The sequence below is a fragment of the Janthinobacterium sp. B9-8 genome (assembly GCF_000969645.2).
Classification (GTDB): Bacteria; Pseudomonadota; Gammaproteobacteria; order Burkholderiales; family Chitinibacteraceae; genus Iodobacter.
Genome location: NZ_CP014222.1, coordinates 3,508,605 through 3,528,670, shown reverse-complemented (window position 1 = coordinate 3,528,670; position 20,066 = coordinate 3,508,605). Strand labels below are relative to the sequence as shown.

The following is a 20,066-nucleotide window of genomic DNA, read 5'->3' as shown; positions in this document are numbered from 1 at the left end:
GGGTGGGCAAGGCGATTTATCTTGCCCACGCGGTGGATTGTCACATTTACGGTACGCGTGGGCACAAGGGAGTGCCCACCCTACGATGCCAATATCCCTGCTGCCTGTGTATTGGCTAGGCCATTGAGCCTTAGAGTTTGATCGCTTGAGACGAGGGCTTCTGTGCCGCCGATGAGGCGGCCGTTGGCGTCGAAGTTTTTCAGCAGGGACGCCATATGGCTGGCTTTGCTGAGCGTTGGTGAGGCGAGCATCGCATCGCTGCTGATGGAAACAGGCAGTTTTTCCGGGGCTTGCCATGCGTTTGTGCTGGCTTCGTTAAAGGCTGCAATGGTTTGCACCATATTGACCACTTGTGTACGCAGATCGGTGGCTGCAGCGGGTTTTTCGGTGGTAAACCAAACATCGGCGGCAGTATGGATTTGGCCGTCGGTGGTTTCAAATGTCGATTTAAGCCCAATGAAATTGCCGTTGTCTTTTTCGGCCGCCTGGCGCACATCCAGATTAAGTTTGCTGATATCCAGTGAGATCAAGCGTTTTAACTCGCTGGCGTCGCTAATGCCGTCCTGATTGGCATCCAGCCAGACACGCAGCTCTTCAAAGTCGCTATCGTAACTATCAATCACACCATCGTGATTACTATCCAGCTCGGCCAAGGCAGCATAGCCATTGGCGGCTTTGCTTCCGTCGCTTAGCAGGGTGGAAGTGCCGAATAATTCTTTCCCATCGTTAATCACGCCATCATGGCTTCTGTCCATGACCAGCAAGCCATCGCCTTGGCCTACCCAGCCGGTTTTGATTTTGCTGCCGTTGGCGAGTAAATCAAATTGAGTCCCGCTCTCTAGGCTGCTTGTGCTGATGCCATTGTCATTAAGATCCAGAATGATTGGGCTAAGGGCACCTAAGGCGCTATTTTGTTCGGAGCTAAAGGCGGCCTGCTGAGCGCCGGTCAGCCCCATTTTTTGTGTGGTCGTTAAGGCTTGTAGCTGGTTGGTGCTCAGGCTTGTAATCTGTAACGTACTTAACGATGCAATGGCGCTGCTTCTGATCACGGCCAGATCGCTGGTTTCTAGCGCAGCTAAATTGCCCACTGAGAAGGCTTGCAGCTGGCTATTGGTCAGCACGGCGGCTTGCGAGGTGGTGATGGCAACGACTTGGCTTTCCGACAAGGCCGCGATGGCGCTGGTGTTAAGCACGGCAAAATCAGTGGTTTCTAGCGCAGCGATATGACTGGTGGATAGCGCGGCCAGCTGGCTGGATGTGATCACCACCGATTGAACTGCCGTCAGGGCAATAATTTGCGAGGTAGTAAAGCCCGTGGCAAGGCTGGCCGAATTCAGCGCCACAACTTGATTGGTATTTAAGCTGGCCACTTGACTGGTACTCAGGGCGTTGAGTTGATTGCTGGATAAAACCGCAATCGCTGCTGTATTGATCACCGAAAGATCACTGGTCTCAAACGCAGCAATTTGCTGGGTAGAAAGAGCCGCTAGCTGGTTGGCACTGAGCGACACCGCTTGAATCGAGGTCAGCGCAATAATTTGCTCGGTGGTAAAGCCTGTTGCCATGCTTGCGACGCTTAAAGCCACAATCTGATTGGTGCTCAGACTGGCAATTTGCGAGCTGCTCATTGCCGTGACCTGGGCGGAGCTTAATGCCGCGATGCCGCTGGTTTTTAATACTGCAATATCTGCCACGCTCATGGCCGCAAGGCTATTGGGAGCGAGCGCAGCAATCTGGCTGGAGCTTAGCGCGGCAGCTTGATCTTCTGTCAGTGCTGCTACTTGCGCAGAAGACAAGACCGCAATGCCCGCTGTTTTGATGGCGGCTAAATCTGCGGTTTCTAGCGCAGCAATATGGCTGGTGGATAGCACGGACACCTGAGCCGTGGTGAGCGCTGCCGCTTGTTTGGTCGTTAGCGCCACGATTTGCTCTGCGCTAAAGCCGTTGGCAATGGCAGCAGTATTAAGTGCAGCAATCTGGCTGCTGCTCATGCTGGCAATATGCTCAACGCTTAATGCGGCCACCTGTGCCGTGTTTAATGCCGCAACGGTATTGGTTTTAAGCGCTAGTAAATCACTGGTTTCAAGCGATGATATATTGCTGGCCGATAGCCCGCTAATCTGGTTGCTGCTCAGGCTGGCGGCCTGCGATGTGGTGAGTGCCGTGGTTTGCTCGGCAGTAAGTGCGCCGATTTGATCGCTAGAAAGAGCGGCAATCACGGTGCTTTTGAGTGCAGCAAAATCGGCGGCTTCCAGTGCGGCAATGCTATTAGTGCTGAGTACTACGGCTTGGCTTGTGGTCAGCGCAGCGGCTTGGCTTGAAGTGAGCGCGATGACTTGATCGGCGCTTAAATTAGCCATCGCCGTGGTATTGAGAGCCGCAATTTGCTTGGTGTTCAGGCTGGCGATTTGCTCGGGGCTGAGGGCGGCCACTTGCTCGCTGGATAAAATGGCAATTGCGCTGGTTTTAATGGCTGCTAAATCCACTCCTTCCAGTGCCGCAATATTACTGTTGGAAAGCGCGGCCACCTGGGCGGTGGTCAGCGCTGCGGTTTGCTTGGTGGTCAGCGCAATAACTTGATCGGCATTCAGCCCGCTGGCAATGGCCGAGGTGCTTAATACCGCAATTTGATTGCTGCTCAGGCTGGCAATTTGCTCGCCGCTTAAGGCGGCTACTTGGGCGGTATTTAAGATAGCCACGGCGGTGGTATTCAGAGCGGCCAGATCGCTGGTTTCCATCACCGCCATATTGCTGGCTGTGAGTGCCGCTAGCTGGCTAGAGCTTAGCGTTACTGCTTGTTGTGTGGTGAGGGCAGCGGTTTGATCTGCATTAAGAGCATTGATCTGGCTGCTGGATAAGGCGGCAATTGCATTGGTTTTAAGCGCAGCAAAATCAGTGGCTTCCATGGCTGCAATGCTAGCAGTGGTGAGTGCCGTGATTTGCGCTGTGGTCAGCGCAGCGGTTTGTTTGGATGTGAGCGCAACAATTTGATCTGCACTTAAGCCGCTGGCAATGACCGCCGTGCTTAAAGCCACAATTTGATGCGTGCTCAGGCTGGCGATTTGCTCGCCGCTTAAAGCGGCTACCTGGGCGGTATTCAATACGGCTACGGCGGTGGTATTCAGAGCGGCCAGATCGCTGGTTTCCATTGCCGCCATATTGCTGGCCGTGAGCGCCGCCAGCTGACTAGAGCTTAGCGTTACTGCTTGTTGTGTGGTGAGGGCAGCGGTTTGATCTGCATTAAGTGCATTGATCTGGCTGCTGGATAAGGCGGCAATTGCGTTGGTTTTCAGCGCAGCAAAATCAACGGCCTCTATCGCTGCAATATTTGTGGTGGTGAGCGCGGTAATTTGAGCGGTGCTGAGGGCTGCAAGCTGCTTCGAAGTTAACGCCACCATTTGATCGGCTGTTAAGCCGTTGGCAATGGCTGTTGTGCTCAAGGCAAAGACCTGATTGGTCGTCAGGCTGGCAATTTGCTCGCCGCTCAGTGCTGCAACTTGGGCGGTATTTAATACGGCGATGGCGGTGGTTTTGAGTACGATCAGATCGCGGCTTTCCAGTGCCGCAACATTACTGGCGCTGAGCGCTGCAACTTGGCTACTGCTGAGCGCGGCGGCTTGTTGTGTGGTCAGGGTAATGGTTTGATCCGCGGTCAGTGCGCTGATTTGATTTGTTGTGAGCGCGGCTATGGCATTGGTTTTAAGCGCCGCAAAATCGTCAACTTCCATTGCCTCGATGCCGGTGGTGCTCAGCGCTGCTATCTGGCTAGTGCTCAGTGCTGCGGCTTGGCTAGAGGTGAGGGCAATCACCTGATCGGCGCTTAAGCGCGCGATGCCACTGCTGCTGAGTACGGCAATTTGTTTGGTGCTTAGGCTGGTAATTTGCTCCACAGTCAGCGCGCTGATCTGATTGCTATTGAGCACCGCGATGGCCGTGGTTTTAAAAGTGGCTAAATCGCTGGTTTCCATGGCAGCAATCGCGGTGCTTGAAAGCACGGCAACTTGGTTGGTAGTCAGTGCGGATGCCTGATTGGTCGTGAGCGCAATCACTTGATCGGCGCTTAAATTGGCGACGGCATTGGTGTTTAGCACGGCAATTTGCGTGGTGCTGAGTTTGGCAATTTGTGCCGCCGTCAGCGAGCCGACTTGCGTGCTCGATAATGCCGCAATGGCGCTGGTGCTGATTAAGGTGAGGTAAGACGTTTCAAGCCCGCCTATGGTGTTTTCAGACAGTGCGGCAATTTGGGCAATGGAAAACGCAGCAACTTGGCTGGATGTGAGCGCCATAACTTGATTAATGGTTAAGCCATTGGTGATGGAGTCGGTGCTTAGCGCCGCGATTTGTTTGGTTGTGAGTGCCGTGATTTGGCTGGTCGATAATGCGGCAATGGCGCTGCTGCTGAGTACGGCTAAATCTGTGGTTTCCAGCGCGGCGATATTGCTGGTCGTGAGTGCTGCGGCTTGCACGCCCGTGAGTGCTGCGGCTTGGCTGGTGGTCAGGGCAATCACTTTATCGCTGCCCAAGCTAGCTAGGGCCTGTGTATTTAAGCTGGCGATCTGGCTGGTGACAAGGCTAGCAAATTGCTGGGTGTTGAGGGCGTTGATTTGGGCACTGGCAAGCACCGCGATGGATGTGCTGCTGAGCACGGCCAAATCGGTGGTTTCAAGCGCAGCCATTTGCAGGCTGGATAATGCGGCTGCTTGGGTAGAGCTTAATACTGCGGCTTGGTTTGAAGTAAGCGCCACAATTTGGCTGCTGCTTAAGCTGGCGATTTCTGCAGTGTGTAAAGCGCCTATTTGCTCGGTAGTGAGCGCGGTGAGCTGATTGCTGGATAAGGCGGCGATCACCGTGGTGCTGAGCGCCGCCACATCGCTGGTTTCTAGAGCGATAATTTGTAAGGTAGAAAGTGCGGCCGCTTGTGTGCTGCTTAAAACTGCTGCTTGCTTAGTGTTTAAGGCCGCAAGCTGAGTGCTGGTTAAATTCGCCATTTCGGCAGTATTAAAGGCGGCAATTTGCTTAGTGGTCAGGCTACTGATTTGCTCTGTGCTAAGCGCTTGCAGCTGGCTGCTGCTGAGCGCTGCAATCACGCTGGTTTTTAGCTCGGCCAAATCACTGGTTTCAAAGGCGGCGATTTGGCTGGTCGATAGCACGGCAATTTGGCTGCTACTCAGAACGGCGCTTTGATTAGAGTTGAGCGCCGCAATTTGTGCTGTGCTTAGCCCTGTTAATGCGCTGGTATTTAAAGCCACAATTTGCTTGCTGCTCAGGTTGGTCAGTTGATCTGTGCTCAGTGCAGTTGCTTGGCTGCTGGATAAAACGGCGATGCCAGTGCTGGTTAGCACGGCTAGGTCGCTGGTTTCCATCGCCTGAAGTTGCGTGCTTGATAATACTGAAACTTGCCACGTAGTCAGTACGCTGGCTTGGCTGGAGTTAAGTGCAACAATTTGGGCTGTATTGAGCACGCTGATTTGCGTTGTTAAAAGCGCAGCAATGGCCGCATTGCTCAGCACGGTAAAGTCGCTCGTTTCAATTGCCGCAATTTGCGTTGTCGATAGTGCCGCAATTTGCGCGGTATTGAGTGCGCTGGCTTGCGTTGACGTTAAGGCAGCTACTTTTTCTGTGCTGAGGCTGGCGATTGCCGTGGTGTTCAGCGCGGCAATCTGGCTGGTGCTTAAGCTGCTTTGCTGTGTACTGCTCAGCCCGCTGATCTGGGTGCTGGATAAAACGGCAATCGATGCCGCCTGAATAACTGCTAAATCGCTGGTTTCAAGCGCTGCCAGCTGGGCGCTAGAGAGCGCCGCAGCTTGGCGAGTATTCAGCGCTGCGGCTTGAGTGGTGGTCAGCGCAATGATTTGATCGGTGCTCAGCGCTCCTGCTTGAGTGCTAGATAAGCTGGCAATGGCAGCTGCGCTTAGCGCTGCAAAATCGCTGGTCTCCATCGCGGCCAGATTACTGGTGGAAAGAGCCGCCATTTGGGTGGCGCTTAAAGCTGCGGCTTGGCTGCTGCTCATCGCCACAATTTGATCGGTTCTTAAGCCGCCAGCAATGGCCGTGGTGTTCAGCGCCGCAATCTGGCTGGTGCTCAAGCTGGCAAATTGCTCGCTCGTAAGCGCATTCACCTGATTGCTCGATAGCGCCGCAATGCTGCCTACTTTAAGCAGGGCTAAATCACGGGTTTCCATCGCGGCCAGATTACTGGTCGATAGCGCGGCAATCTGGGCGGAGCTAAGCCCCGCAGCTTGGCTTGTTGTGAGCGCCACAATCTGATTGCTATTAAGAGCGCTCGCTATATTGGCGGTGCTTACAGCAGCAATTTGATTGCTGCTTAGGCTGGCAATCTGGCTAGCGCTTAGTACGGCTACTTGGGCGCTGCTCAGTGCTGCAATGACACTGGTTTTTAAGACAGCCAGATCGACGGTTTCCAGCGCGGCAATGCTGGCGGTAGACAAGGCGGCCACTTGTTTTGAAGAGAGCGCTGCTGCTTGAGCGGTGCTCAGGGCAAGGGCTTGATCTGAGGTCAGCGCTTGAATTTGATGCGTAGAAAGAGCGGCAATGGCCGATGTTTTGAGCGCCGCAAAATCAGCGGTTTCCATTGCGGCAAGATTAGTCGTTGAAAGTGCCGCCATTTGGGCTGTTGTTAGCGCAGCGGCCTGGCTGGATGTGAGCGCCACAATCTGGCTGCTGTTCAGGCCAGAGGTAAGGTTGGCCGTGCTTAAAGCCACAATTTGATTGCTGGTCAGATTGGCAATTTGATCAGTCGTTAAAGCATTCACTTGCGCAGTATTTAAAGCCGCAATGGCGCTGGTTTTCAGCAGAGCTAAATCACGCGTTTCCATCGCTGCCAGATTAGCGGTCGATAAAGCCGCGACTTGGGCGGAGCTGAGCGCCGCTGCCTGGCTGGTGCTGAGCGCCACAATTTGGCTGCTATTTAGCCCATTGGCGATATCCGCTGTATTGAGCGCAACGATCTGGCTGGTCAACAAGCTGGCGATTTGGCCGGTGCTGAGGGCCGCCACTTGGGCCGATGTTAAAGCCGCAATAGCGCTGGTTTTTAGGGCAATCAGATCGCTGGTTTCTAGCGCCGCAATGCTGGCGGTAGATAAGGCGGCCACTTGTTTTGAAGAGAGCGCTGCTGCTTGAGCGGTGCTCAGGGCAAGGGCTTGATCTGAGGTCAGCGCTTGAATTTGATGTGTAGAAAGAGCGGCAATGGCCGATGTTTTGAGCGCCGCAAAATCAGCGGTTTCCATTGCGGCAAGATTAGTCGTTGAAAGCGCCGCCACTTGGGCAGTTGTTAGCGCAGCAGCCTGGCTGGATGTGAGCGCCACAATCTGGCTGCTGTTCAGGCCAGAGGCAAGGTTGGCCGTGCTTAAAGCCACAATTTGATTGCTGGTCAGATTGGCAATTTGATCAGTCGTTAAAGCATTCACTTGCGCAGTATTCAAAGCCGCAATGGCGCTGGTTTTGAGCAGTGTTAAATCGCGGGTCTCCATCGCCGCTAGATTGGCGGTGGATAAAGCTGCTACTTGGGCGCTGCTTAAAGTAGCGGCTTGGCTGGTGTTGAGCGCCACAATCTGATTGCTCGTCAGGCCATTGGCGGTGGTGATCGCAGCGATCTGGCTGCTTGTTAAGTTGGCAATCTGATCGGTAGTCAGCGTTTTGAGCTGATTGCTGGAAAGCGCAGCGATGGCGCTGGTTTTGAGCGCTACTAAATCGCGCGTTTCCATTGCCGCCAGATTGGTCGTTGTAAGGGCTGCTACTTGGGCGCTGCTTAAGGTGGCGGCTTGGCTGGTGTTTAAGGCAACAACTTGATCGCTATTTAGCCCACTGCCTAGGGCTGCGGTATTTAATACCGCAATTTGCGCCGTGCTCAGACTGGCGATTTGGCTGCTGCTCATTGCGGCCACTTGGGCGCTATTGAGCACCGCAATTGCACTGGTTTGTAATGCGATTAAATCGCTGCTTTCTAGTGCAGCAATATGAAGGGTAGACAGCGCGGCGATTTGTTTGGAAGACAACACCGCAGCCTGAGCAGAAGTCAGTGCCATCGCCTGATTGCTGCTTAGCGCATTGATTTGAGTGCTGGAGAGCGCGGCAATGGCGCTGGTTTTAAGCGCCGCAAAATCAACGGTTTCCATGGCTGCCAGATTGCTGCTTGATAACACGGCAACTTGGCTACTACTGAGCGCTGCGGCTTGGTTAGAGGTAAACGCGGCAATTTGGCTGGTGCTTAGGCCGTAGGCAATATCTGTGGTGCTTAAGGATGCAATTTGATTGGTTGTTAAGTTGGCGATCTGATCCGTGGTCAGTGCGCTAATTTGCAAAGTGCTTAAAGCCGCGATGGCGCTGGTTTTGAGTGCCACTAAATCGCGTGTTTCCATCGCCGCCAGATTGGTCGTTGTAAGGGCGGCTACTTGGGCTGAACTGAGTGTGGCGGCCTGATGGCTAGTGAGTGCCACAATTTGATTGCTATTTAGCTTGGCCATTGTCGCCGTGCTGAAGGCCTGTATTTGATTTGTGCTTAAGCTGGCGATTTGATCGGTGCTGAGTGCATTGGCTTGCGCCGTATTTAAAGCCGCAATAGCGCTGGTTTTGAGTGCCACTAAATCACGCGTTTCCATTGCGGCCAGATTTGTTGTTGTAAGGGCTAGCACTTGGGCTGTGCTAAGTGCGGCGGCTTGTTGGCTGGTAAGGGCAACGATTTGATTGCTACTAAGGCTGCTCATTGCCGCTGTATTGATTGCCAGTATCTGATTGCTGCTTAAGTTGGCTATTTGATCGGTGCTAAGCGCATAAATTTGCGCCGTATTTAAGGCCGCAATGGCGCTGGTTTTTAGCGCGATTAAATCTCGGGTCTCCATCGCTGCTAGATTGGTCGTTGAAAGCGCCGCCGCCTGGGTGGAGCTTAGTGCGGCAATTTGGCTTGATGAGAGCGATACAATCTGGCTACTGCTTAGGCCGCTGGCAATTTGCGTCGTGTTTAACGCACTGATCTGGCTGCTCGTTAAGCTGGCCGTTTGATCGGAGCTTAGCGCGTTTATTTGATTACTGGATAAGGCCCCGATGGTATTTGTTCTGAGCACGGTGAGGTTGGCGGTTTCCAGCGCCGTCAGATTTAAAGTCGATAAGGTGGCAACTTGGCTTGTGGTCAGCGCAATGGCCTGATTGCTGGTGAGCGCATCAACTTGATTGGTTGTTAAAGCATTCATTTGCTGGCTGGATAAAACGGCAATCGCTGCAGTTCTGATCACGGCTAAATCAACGGTTTCTAGCGCAGCAATACTACTGGTTGATAGCGCAGCTACTTGTGATGAGCTAAGCACTGCCGCTTGTAGGGTGGTGAGTGCTACAACTTGATTACTGTTCAGGCCGCTTGCGATATTAGCGGTGCTAATCGCTGTGATCTGGCTGGTGCTTAAGCTTGCTACTTGCTGGGTGCTTAATGCATTGAGCTGCTGGCTACTGATGGCGGCAATGGCTGCGGTTCTGATCACGGCTAAATCGGCAGTTTCTAGCGCAGCAATATTGCTGGTCGATAATGCAGCCACTTGCGATGAGCTAAGTGCCGCAGCTTGTTGGGTAGTGAGTGCTACAACCTGATTGCTGTTTAAGCCGCTTGCGATATTTGCGGTGCTAATCGCAGTGATCTGGCTGGTGCTTAAGCTCGCCACCTGCTGGGTGCTCAGTGCATTGAGCTGCTGGCTACTGATGGCCGCAATGGCTGCGGTTCTAATCACGGCTAAATCAGCGGTTTCCAGCGCAGCAATATTACTGGTCGATAGTGCTGCTACTTGCGATGAGCTAAGTGCCGCAGCTTGTTGGGTAGTGAGTGCTACAACCTGATTGCTGCTTAAGCCGCTTGCGATATTTGCGGTGCTAATCGCCGTGATCTGGCTGGTATTTAAGCTCGCCACCTGCTGGGTGCTCAGCGCATTGAGCTGCTGGCTACTGATGGCTGCAATGGCTGCGGTTCTGATCACTGCTAAATCAGCGGTTTCCAGTGCAGCAATATTACTGGTCGATAGTGCCGCTACTTGCGATGAGCTAAGCACGGCAGCTTGCTGGGTAGTGAGGGCGGCAATCTGAACGCTGTTTAGCCCGGCGCTAAAGTTATCTGTGCTGATGGCGGTGATCTGGCTGGTGCTTAGCGCAGCAATCTGGCTGCTGCCGAGTACGCTGGCTTGAGCGGTATTTAATGCGGCAATGGCACTGGTTTTTAGCGCGGCTAAATCAATCGTTTCTAGCGCGGCAATGCTGGTGGTCGAGAGTGCCGCTGCTTGCAGTGATGTGAGTGCTGCCGCTTGGTTGGATGTAAGCGCAATGGTCTGGCTGCTGCTGAGTATATTGATCTGGCTGCTGCTTAAGGCTGCAATGGCGCTGGTTTTAAGTACGGCGATATCCGCGCTTTCCAGTGCTGAAAAGTTAGTCGTTGTCAGCGCTGCTAGCTGTGCCGCACTTAAAGCCGCAGCTTGTTGTGTGGTCAGCGCGCTGATTTGATTGCTATTTAAGCCATTAGCCATATTGCCCGTGCTTAAGGCGCTAATTTGATTGCTACTCATGCTGGCAATTTGCAGAGTCGTGAGCGCATTAAGCTGCTGGCTAGACAGGGCAGCAATAGCAGAGGTTTTAAGCACCGCAAAGTCTGCTGTTTCCATTGCGAGCAGCTGGGTGCTTGAGAAGGCCGTAATTTGGGTGGAGCTGAGTGCTGTGGCTTGGTTGGTGCTCAGCACATTAATTTGCAGAGTGCTTAAGGCATTGATTTGATCGCTGGATAAAGCGGCGATGGCGCTGGTTTTAAGCACCGAAAAATCGGCACTTTCAAAGGCTGCAATTTGGGTGCTTGATAGGGCGGTGATTTGTGTTGAGGTGATCGCTGCGGCTTGGTTTGAGCTAAGCGCTGCAATCTGGCTGCTGCTGAGTGTGCTGATCTGGCTGGTGGATAAGGCAGCAACGGCGCTGGTTTTGAGTGCGGCAATATCGGCTGTTTCAAGCCCGGCCAGCTGGGTGCTCGATAATGAGCTGACCTGTGCAACGCTGAATGCTTCAATTTGAACAGATGAAAGCGCCGCAATATGGCTGCTACTCAGGCCGCTGATTTGCTGGGTATTTAAGTTGGCAATGGCCGCCGTATTAAGCGCAGCAAAATCACTGCTTTCCAATACGGCAATCTGAGCGCTAGAGAGTGCGGCAATTTGCGAGGTGCTGAGCGCCGCGGCTTGACTAGAGCTAAGGGCGATGATGTGGCTGCTGCTTAACTGGCTGATTTGCCGAGTGTTGAATGCTGCAATTTGACGAGTGCTTAGCGTGGCTAATTGAAGGGTAGAGAGAGATGCAAGGCTGGCGGTATCAATACTGGCGATTTGTGCCGTCGTCAAAGCAAGGATTTGACTGGTAGACATGCCGGTAAAGATGCTCATCTTGCTATCCAATTGCGAGTTTTAAAGTGGCGTACTTAAATACTTACTGGATTGCTTTCAGAATAAATATATTTAATGCTTAAAAAGCGGATGATTAAATTGATTAAACGCGGTCAAGGATTTCTTGCAATAAAACTTACAATTTATATATGGCAGTGAGCTGCAGTGCAAAGGCTTAGTCTATTCTACTGCTGTTTCTTATAAATAAGGCTTGAGTCCGACAGGATGCTTATCCAAGGCAGGAAGGCATAAAGGCCCGCTGTCTGTGTATTTATCGGTTATGAATTAGAAAACTTGAAGGATAGCTACCGGTGCTTTTTGTAAGAATTAGAAATGGTTTTTAATATAGATTAAAATTGATTTTTTATTTGATGAGCAAATGGATTTTTAATATGGGGGATCGTCATCAATCCCGCAGGGGTGTTTATTTAAATGCGTAATGACAATGTAATCGTTTAAATCTGCGATCAGGGGCGTTTGATTTAGGGCGCGGCAAGGGGGTTGACAGGCCTTGTACAAAAGCATCATTAAAACGGAATTAATAGCCTACCCAATTGCTATTTCAACAGCTTACTATTTGACGGATATCCTTGTTTTAACGCTGCTGGAGCTGGCATGAAAAAAACACTACTAGGCGCAATTTTGGCTTTGTCTTTACCTATGGCCGCACAGGCGGGTGATTTAACCGCCAGAGTGGGCGATGGTTTTTTTGGCGCATCCTATGAAGGCAGCCTGCTTTTGATGACCACCAGTGCAGATTGGCTGACGAATGATGGCCGGGGTAATGTGGGCTCTTTGGGCCTTGGCGTGCAAGCGCCGCTGGGTATTGCCAAGCTAAAAGCGGGCGCTAAGCTGGTTTATATGGATTTAAAACATCAGGATAATCATTACGCCGCGGCTGTAGGCGGTGGTGTAGATATTCCTGTTGGCGCGTTTACTATTTATGGCCAAGGTTATTTGGCACCATCTGGGTTTGCATCCGGTGGCGTTGAAAATTACAAAGAAATGCGTGCAGGTGTTCGCTGGGATATGACCAAAATGGTATCGCTGGATGCAGGTTACCAATATAGCCATGTGAAGGGCGAAGACGGCAACCGCTCGGTAAGCATGGCCGATGGCCTGTATGTAGGCGCACAGCTTAATTTCTAATCGTGTTTTACAAACAAAACGCAGCGGTGGCTGCGTTTTTTTATGGCTGCTAGCTAATCAACTTCTCTAATCACCCGCATCTTCATGGTCATCCCCATCATCAGCAGCGCCAGTAGCAGGCCAAAGGCCGATAGCACCCACTGAATGCTGATATGCATAGAAAATAAGGCGGTCACTAGAGCGTAGGAGAGCGGGGTGAGGCCCATGGAGACCATTGAATTCAGGCTCATAATCCGCCCTAATTTTTGTCTATCGGCGTAATGCTGGATAAGCGACATCATTGGTACATTATTGGCGGCAACGCCCAGCCCGATTAAGACTTGCACCCCTAAGGCTACGGGCAGCCAAGTGGCGAGTGCTAAGGAGGCTAGCAGCAGGCCTTCGATAGCAATCACCACGGTAATCATCAGCAGGCGTTTTTGGGTAGGCGGGTAGAGGGTAAGCAGCAGCCCGCCGAGCACCATGCCAGCAGCAAAAGCGCTTTGCATAAAGGAAAGTGTACTGGCGCTGCCTTGCAATAGATCGGTCACGACCAGCGGCACGCCTAATCCTAAGGGGCCCATAAAGAGTAAATTAGCCGCAGCATAAACCAGCATCAAGGCCCGCAGCACGGGCGTTTGAATCATGTACTGCATGCCTTCTTTTAGCTCGCTGAGCATGCTGAATCGCTTGCGATTTGCCAATAATTCAGGTTCGCGGATCAGCGCCATAGCTAGCAGCCCGGCGGCTAGCATCATGGCGGTGAGTGAAAATACCGTTTCATAGCTAAATAAAGCCAGCATGGTGCCACCCAGCACGGGGCCAAAAACCAGACCTACTTGATTAGTTGTTAGCATGATGGAGTTGGCGCGGGTTAAATCGCTATCTGCCACAATATTGGGGACGAGCGCATCGCGTGCAGGCCAGAAAAAAGCATCCAGCGCGCCATAAATCAGCGCAAAGCCCACCATCACGCCAATGCTGAGTTGATCGTTGGCAACAATCCCCACCAGCACAAGCAGCAACAGCACCCGCAAGCCCACCGAGGCCAGAATAATATGGCTGCGTTTCATTCGGTCGGCCAGCACGCCGCCTATCGCCATCAACATAATGCGTGGCACAGATCCGGCGATCATCACCAGCCCCAATTGCTCTTTTGCTCCTAGGGTTTTGATCACCAGCCACGTTTCGGCCAGCATGGCGATGGCGAGTGCAAAGTTGCTAATCAGGCTGGCGAGCCAAAGTAAAAGGAAATTGCGATTGCGCAATAGTGCAGGTGCTGGCTTCATAGATCTCAGAATCAGTATGTTAAAATGCGTCAAACATCTTAAGCGCAGGTGGGGCTGGGGCGTTATGCTCTGCTTGCGTATTTGTACTGAGTTCTGATCTCTCACCTTTCCAAAGGAATCCACCATGGCTTTTCGCAAGATGACCGAGCTTGAATTAGCGGGCAAAAAAGTACTGATCCGTGCAGACCTGAATGTGCCATTGAAAGACGGCGTGATTGGTGATGACACCCGTATTCGCGCGTCGATTCCTACGATTGAGGCTGCGCTGCAAGCGGGCGCTGGCGTGATTGTCATGAGCCATTTGGGCCGCCCAACTGAAGGCGAGTTCCAGCCTGCAGACGATCTTGCCCCTGTGGCGAAGCGTCTGGGTGAGTTGATGGATCGCCATGTAAGCGTTGTGAATGATTTCAACGGTTTTGTAGTCAAAGCGGGCGAGCTGGTGCTGCTGCAAAATGTGCGCTGCAATAAGGGCGAAAAGAAAAACGCTGACGAGTTGGGCCAAGCCTACGCTGCGCTTTGCGATGTATTTGTAAATGATGCTTTTGGTACGGCGCACCGTGCCGAAGCGTCTACCCATGCGGTGGCTAAATTTGCCCCTATCGCGGCAGCGGGCCTGTTGATGGCGGGCGAGCTGGATGCTTTGGGCAAAGCGCTGAAAGCACCAGCTTCACCGCTGGTCGCGATTGTGGCTGGCTCTAAGGTATCGACCAAGCTGACCATTCTTGAATCTTTAGCAGATAAAGTGGATTACCTGATCGTAGGTGGCGGGATTGCCAATACCTTCTTGCTGGCCGAAGGCCATGAAATTGGTAAGTCTTTAGCCGAAGCCGATCTGGTCGACAACGCCAAGCGCGTAATCGCTAAAATCCGCGCCCGTGGCGGCGATGTGCCTTTGCCAACAGATGTAGTGATTGGTAAGCAATTCTCCCCAACCGAGCCTGCTGTGATTAAAGCGATTGCCGATGTGGCCGCCGACGATATGATTTTTGATATCGGCCCGGATACCGCAGCAAGGCTGGCTGAAGTATTAAAAACCGCTGGCACCATCGTTTGGAATGGCCCGGTTGGCGTGTTTGAATTTGATCAGTTTGGCAAAGGCACCGAAGTGCTAGCCCGCGCGATTGCAGCATCGCCTGCATTCTCGATTGCTGGTGGTGGCGACACACTGGCCGCTGTGGCTAAGTACGATATTGCGAATGATGTTAGCTATATCTCAACCGGCGGCGGCGCATTTCTTGAATTCCTCGAAGGTAAAGTATTGCCCGCTGTAGAGATTCTGGAACAGCGCGGCGCTTAAGCTTAGGCGGGGTTTGTTTCGTGTAGGGCGGGTGCAACCCGCGTATTTTTCAGTATTGCTCGCGGGTTGCACCCACCCTACATAACTGCTTTATTAAAAGACTTGAGATTGTGTACGTCTTTTAATAGACGGCGCTTGTGCTCTATCAGTAAGATCAACGCCAGCCATCCTGCGGGCGTTTTTTTATGCAATATCAGAGAGGACAAGCAATGACTACTCGGCCACCCTTTATCAAACATTGGCAAGAAATCCAAGCGGAAGATAATGCCTGTTATCCCAATAGCCTAGAAAAACTATCCATAGGCTCGCCCTTTGGCCGCACGTTTGGCTTGACGCGCCTTGGCATCCATCACGAGCTATTGACACCCGGACGTCGCACCTCTTGGCCGCATTCTGAAAAAACCGAAGAAGAGTTTGTTTACGTCATCGAAGGCAATCCTGATTGCTGGCTGGATGGCGTGTTGCATCGCTTAGAGGCAGGAGACGCAGTGGGCTTCATACCAGGCACCGGCATTGCCCATGTGTTTATCAATAACACCGATAGTGATGTGCGCTTGCTGGTAGTGGGCGACACAAATCGTGCCGACAATAAAGTGGATTACCCGCTAGACGCAAAGAAAAACATCGCCATCGGCGATTTTCACTGGCACGACGCTCCTAAGCATGAGTTGGGCAATCACGATGGCTTGCCAGATCAGCTACGCGAATCAAACGGGCCTTTTTAAGCCACTGCCGCCTGCTGAAGCAAGCACTTTTAAGACTTTGTTGATCCGGATGGATTGCATTGTTTTCCTGCATATTTTATTAAAGAAAATTGCAGGGTGGGCATCAAAACCTGCCCTCTCTGCATTTTTGAAAAGAGATATTTGCAAAGTATCATTGCTTCGGGATTGCCTTTTATGCATTCGGTATTGAGTAGCTTTTGTGGCTCAATATTTATATTTTTTTAGCTGAATAGTTGTTAAATCACGATTGAAACTGCAGCAAAGTGGTTTTAGCGTTTTCCCGAATGGCGTTACTCCCGATTGGATAGGGCAGCGTTGAATACTAATATGTGTTGCATCGCAGCAACAATATTCTGGATCTTAGCCATGTCACTCGTATCCCTTCGCCAAGTTCTCGATCACGCCGCCGAACACGGCTATGGCGTACCCGCATTCAACGTGAATAACCTCGAACAAGTTCAGGCTATTTTGCAAGCCGCCGATGCCACATCCAGCCCAGTGATCCTGCAGGCCAGTGCCGGTGCGCGTAAATACGCAGGCGAGCAGTTTTTAAAAACGCTGATCGAAGGCGCAGTAGCCAGCTACCCGCATCTGCCTATCGTGATGCACCAGGATCATGGTGTTAGCCCTGCTGTTTGCTTAACTGCAATCAAGATGGGCTTTACTAGCGTGATGATGGATGGCTCCTTATTGCAAGACGGCAAGACACCATCAGACTACGCCTACAATGCTGCGGTGACGGCCGAAGTGGTACGCATGGCGCACTCTTGTGGCGTATCGGTAGAAGGCGAGCTGGGCTGTTTGGGTAGCTTAGAAACCGGCATGGGAGAAGAAGAAGACGGCGTAGGCGCAAACCGCGTATTAAGCCACGCCGAAATGCTGACTGATCCGCAAGAAGCGTTGGCTTTTGTGAAAGCCACTGGCGTAGATGCTCTGGCCATCGCCATCGGCACCAGCCACGGTGCGTATAAATTCACCAAGCCACCATGTGGCGAAGTATTGGCAATTGATCGCGTGCGCGCCATTAACGCCGCCATCCCCGATGTGCATCTGGTGATGCACGGCTCATCCAGCGTGCCGCAAGAATTACTCGAAGAAATGCGCAAATACGGCGGTGAGTTGAAACCTACATGGGGAGTTCCCGTAGAAGAAATCCGCCGCGCCATCCAATACGGCGTGCGCAAAATTAATATCGACACCGATTTACGCCTAGCCATGACCGCCGCCATCCGCCGCCATCTGGCCATGCACCCCGCAGACTTCGACCCCCGCGCCTACCTAAAACCCGCCATCATCGCCATGCGCGAAATATGCGAAGCCCGCTACGACGCCTTTGGCGCAGCAGGGATGGCAGAGAAAATGAAGCCGGTATCGCTAGAGAAAATGGCGCAGCGGTATAACAAGGCTTAAGTAGTATTAAAAATTAGGCATTAATAAAAAAGGGTGAATACGAGAAATCGTATTCACCCTTTTTATTTTGGCTTTGATGCCGCCTCACTGCCCGCAGTGAGGCTGGTTTGATGTTTACAGGCTTTGCCACGGGGCAGTTCAGTGTCTGTTCATGCATGACAAATGCAGCAGCTATTTGGTCATCAGCCTTGCAGTAAAGTTGATTTTCATTATGTTTCTATGCCGCATTGCAGTAAGAAGTCGTCTAAGGTCAGCCGTTTTTGTATCTGAATTCTGTTGATCGCCATAATCAAACCCATGAGTAGGCTTTGTTTTTTGAATGGGTATGGGGCGGATGTTTGCATAATCAATAATATGTTTTTAATGCTATATGGGTATGGCGGCTCAATCCGTATAAGGTATTGTATTTAATATAGAATGTTTGATGTTGTTTTTATTGTTTTTTCAATTGATATTTTTATTTTTTATTTATATATCATGCTATAGTTTATTTGTATCTTTTATTAATTAAATTATGTAGCGAGCATTAAATGAATTATATTTTTTATTTGTGTAAGATATTTATATTTTTTATCTTTTTGAGTTCTAATGCATTGGCTGATTTTGGCTCTAGATTATCGTCGAGTGAATATCGTCCTTCTGGGGGGGATACTACCTCTACTTTTTCAGATAGGGTAGCTGCATGCGAAACGAATAAAATCTATCCCCCCGGCACTACTACCTCAAGCTCCCTTTACTATAGCAGCCATGCTTGGAATCAGGTTGCTATTTTTATTTGTTATGGACATCTAACAGGTGGTGGAATTTCACCACTCTATTCTGATTATATGCGATGTAATTTTGAAGGGTCTCCTGATAAAGAAGCCAAGATTAATACATCTGGTGTTTGTATTTCATCTGCGCACACGTGTTCAGATTCTGTTCATTCATTTTTAGGCCCTGCTTCACAGCGTTGCCGTCCAAAGTGTGCTCTGAATCAGTATCTGGCCAGTGATAGTACTTGCAAGCCACTTATTCCTTGCCTGGAGGGGGAGTGCAAAAGGCCTGAGCAAGGCCCGAGTTGCCCAAGTACGGGTAACCCCATCAATACAGCGACGGGGAATAAATTCCAATCAGAGCCAGATTTTATTTGGGGCAATGGGCTTACTTTCACACGTACATATAATGGCAATGGCAGTACAGAGCAAGGGCTGGGAACAGGCTGGCGCCATAATTTTATGCGCCGGATCATGAGAGAAAAAACAACGTTTGCTCCACCGCCTTATTCAGATGTAGACCCTGATTGGTTAATGTATAAAGAAATGCAATCCTCGGCGGATAATATCAGCCATTATTTGCTTGAGCGTGAAAATGGCTTAGGTTTTGTTTTTGATCTCAATGGCCAGCCTAAAAACCCTTCGGAAAGTAACCCTTATCAGCTTACTGTTTCAGATAATGGCTTTACGGTTAAAAATGGAACTGCAATTGAGAATTACGATAAATTAGGTCAATTACTTTCTATTGTTTACGCCAATGGAATGATTGATGCATTTATCTATAACGCTCAGAAACAACTTACACAAGTAAAAAATAATTACGGACAACAGCTCACCTTTGATTATGCGGACTCTGTTTATTTAAAACATATCAGCCTTAATGGCGCTTTAATTGTCAGCTATAGCTATAACAAAGGCCTGTTAAGCAACGTAACTTATGTCGACAATACCAGCCGCCAGTACCTCTACGAAGACAGCCGTAATCCAACTTTACTCACTGGGCTGATTGATGAAAGTGGTCAGCGCTTTGCTTCATGGACTTACAACGAGCAAGGTCAGGCGATTTCGTCCGAGCATGCTGGTGGCGTGGATAAATTTACGCTTAATTTTGGCGGTGATCCTGCCAGCGGTACGCGCTGGACAGAAGAAACGGATCCATTGGGATCAGTAAGGCGCTATCAGTTCAAATTGGTCGCGGGAACATGGCGTTTGCATGGCAAGGATCAACCAGGCGGCGCAGGCTGCAGTGCTGCAAGTAATAATCTGCTCTATGACGCCAACGGCAATGTGACCAGCCGTACAGACTTTAATGGCAACAAAACCACCTACGTTTACGATTTGGCCCGTAATTTAGAAACCAGCCGCACCGAAGCCGCTGGCACGCCGCTTGCCCGTACCATCAGCACCGAATGGCATGCTACTTGGCGCTTGCCGCTTAAAGTGACCGAGCCTGGCCGTGTGACTAGCTTTGTGTACGACGCTAACGCCAATCTGCTGAATAAAACCATCACCGCCGACGGGAAAACCCGCCGCTGGAGCTGGACTTATGCCGATTTTGGGCAAGTTAAAACCAGCACTGATCCAGATGGTAAAACCAGCAGCTATCAATACGATGCCCAAGGTAATTTAGCGGCGCAGACTAATGCTGCTCAGCAAATTACTCAGTTCACCCGCTATGACGCTAATGGCAATCCATTAGAAATCCTTTCGCCAGATGGAATTAAATCAACGCTCACTTACGATGCCCGCAATCGCTTAATAAGCAGGCAAGCCGGCGCAGCACTGAGCCGTTTTGAGTATTGGCCAACGGGCTTATTAAAGCAGGCCACGCTGCCTGATGGCTTAGTGATTAATTATCTCTATGACACAGCGCATCGCCTGAGCGAAATCACCGATAACCAAGGCCATCGTGAGGTTTACACCCTGAATAAGGCAGGTTTACAGGAGCAAGTCGATCGTTACGATCCTGACAGCACGCTCGCTAATGGCCTGTTGCAAGTGCAACAAGCCCAGTCAGTAAAACCTGCCAAATAACCTTTCAGAGAGTT

General features: G+C 51.1%; 7 protein-coding genes and 1 pseudogene. 6 read left to right on the top strand and 2 right to left on the bottom strand.

The annotated features are described in order from the left end of the window. Window positions 1–80: 80 nt before the first annotated feature. Window positions 81–11,414 carry a beta strand repeat-containing protein gene (locus VN23_RS15925; protein WP_062654921.1) on the bottom strand — a complete coding sequence of 3,778 codons (11,334 nt, stop codon included), beginning with the start codon at window positions 11,412–11,414 and terminating at the stop codon, window positions 81–83. A gap of 615 nt (window positions 11,415–12,029) precedes the next feature. On the opposite strand from VN23_RS15925, the gene VN23_RS15920 reads away from it, so the two are divergent. Continuing rightward, window positions 12,030–12,563 (top strand): YfaZ family outer membrane protein, encoded by a 534-nt coding sequence (locus VN23_RS15920; protein WP_046351499.1) that lies wholly within the window; start codon window positions 12,030–12,032, stop codon window positions 12,561–12,563. A gap of 53 nt (window positions 12,564–12,616) precedes the next feature. On the opposite strand, the gene VN23_RS15915 is transcribed toward VN23_RS15920, so the two are convergent. After that, window positions 12,617–13,831 carry an MFS transporter gene (locus VN23_RS15915; RefSeq protein ID WP_046351500.1) on the bottom strand — a complete coding sequence of 405 codons (1,215 nt, stop codon included), beginning with the start codon at window positions 13,829–13,831 and terminating at the stop codon, window positions 12,617–12,619. 124 nt (window positions 13,832–13,955) lie between these two features. Here VN23_RS15915 and VN23_RS15910 point away from each other — a divergent pair, with 124 nt between their 5' ends. The 5 genes and pseudogenes from VN23_RS15910 (at window position 13,956) to VN23_RS15895 (ending at window position 20,052) form a co-directional block, all read left to right on the top strand. Further along, entirely contained in the window at window positions 13,956–15,128 is a 1,173-nt protein-coding gene (locus tag VN23_RS15910; RefSeq protein WP_046351501.1) for a phosphoglycerate kinase, read from the top strand. Window positions 15,129–15,337: 209 nt separating this feature from the next. Continuing rightward, window positions 15,338–15,853, top strand: coding sequence for a cupin domain-containing protein (locus tag VN23_RS15905; RefSeq protein ID WP_046351502.1), 516 nt, complete (start codon window positions 15,338–15,340; stop codon window positions 15,851–15,853). Between the two features lie 366 nt (window positions 15,854–16,219). Then, a complete protein-coding gene (gene fba, locus VN23_RS15900; protein ID WP_046351503.1) occupies window positions 16,220–17,263 on the top strand; it encodes a class II fructose-bisphosphate aldolase in 1,044 nt (347 codons plus the stop codon). Between the two features lie 530 nt (window positions 17,264–17,793). Further along, window positions 17,794–18,489: pseudogene (locus tag VN23_RS22485) on the top strand (DUF6531 domain-containing protein); the annotation flags it as partial. Window positions 18,490–18,492: 3 nt separating this feature from the next. After that, window positions 18,493–20,052: an RHS repeat protein gene (locus tag VN23_RS15895; protein ID WP_197432935.1), complete on the top strand. Its 1,560-nt coding sequence runs from the start codon at window positions 18,493–18,495 to the stop codon at window positions 20,050–20,052. The last annotated feature ends 14 nt before the right edge of the window (window positions 20,053–20,066 follow it).

Bases quoted from the DNA above. Each gene is read 5' to 3' on its own strand.
- VN23_RS15910 (WP_046351501.1), top strand. From the start codon at position 13,956: ATGGCTTTTCGCAAGATGACCGAGCTTGAATTAGCGGGCAAAAAAGTA.
- VN23_RS15920 (WP_046351499.1), top strand. From the start codon at position 12,030: ATGAAAAAAACACTACTAGGCGCAATTTTGGCTTTGTCTTTACCTATG.
- fba (WP_046351503.1), top strand. From the start codon at position 16,220: ATGTCACTCGTATCCCTTCGCCAAGTTCTCGATCACGCCGCCGAACAC.
- VN23_RS15905 (WP_046351502.1), top strand. From the start codon at position 15,338: ATGACTACTCGGCCACCCTTTATCAAACATTGGCAAGAAATCCAAGCG.
- VN23_RS15925 (WP_062654921.1), bottom strand. From the start codon at position 11,414: ATGAGCATCTTTACCGGCATGTCTACCAGTCAAATCCTTGCTTTGACG.
- VN23_RS15915 (WP_046351500.1), bottom strand. From the start codon at position 13,831: ATGAAGCCAGCACCTGCACTATTGCGCAATCGCAATTTCCTTTTACTT.
- VN23_RS15895 (WP_197432935.1), top strand. From the start codon at position 18,493: ATGAGAGAAAAAACAACGTTTGCTCCACCGCCTTATTCAGATGTAGAC.